General features: G+C 66.2%; 1 protein-coding gene. It reads right to left on the bottom strand.

Going from position 1 to position 417, the window contains the following annotated elements; translation table 11 throughout:
* Positions 1–417 (bottom strand): AMP-binding enzyme (locus AO065_RS27500; protein WP_238381513.1); only part of this gene is annotated, 417 nt, incomplete at both ends.

The raw sequence follows: 417 nt of genomic DNA on the forward strand, positions 1-417 counted from the left end.
CTTGCCGTTGGCGGTCAGCGGCATGGCGTCCAGCAGCACGAAATGGGTCGGCACCATGTAGTCCGGCAGATGAGCTCTCAGTTCGCCCTTCAGGACCTCACGCAGGGTGTGCGGGTCCTGCGCAGGGTCGCCCGGCACCATATACGCCACCAGCTGCCCGTCCAGTGCGAGCACGATCACTTCGCGCACCTCGGCCTGAGCCTGCAAGCGCGCTTCGATCTCGCCCAGCTCGATGCGGTGGCCACGGATCTTGACCTGATGGTCGATACGCCCGGCGTATTCGATGACGCCAGCTGCGCGATAACGCGCCAGGTCGCCGGTGCGGTAAAGGCGTCCGCCGTTCGTTGAAAACGGATCGGGCACAAAGCGTTCGGCGGTCAGCGCAGCGCGGTTGTGATACCCCCGCGCCAGCCCCGC

It is taken from the genome of Pseudomonas viridiflava (genome assembly GCF_001642795.1).
In the GTDB taxonomy this organism is placed as follows: domain Bacteria; phylum Pseudomonadota; class Gammaproteobacteria; order Pseudomonadales; family Pseudomonadaceae; genus Aquipseudomonas; species Aquipseudomonas viridiflava.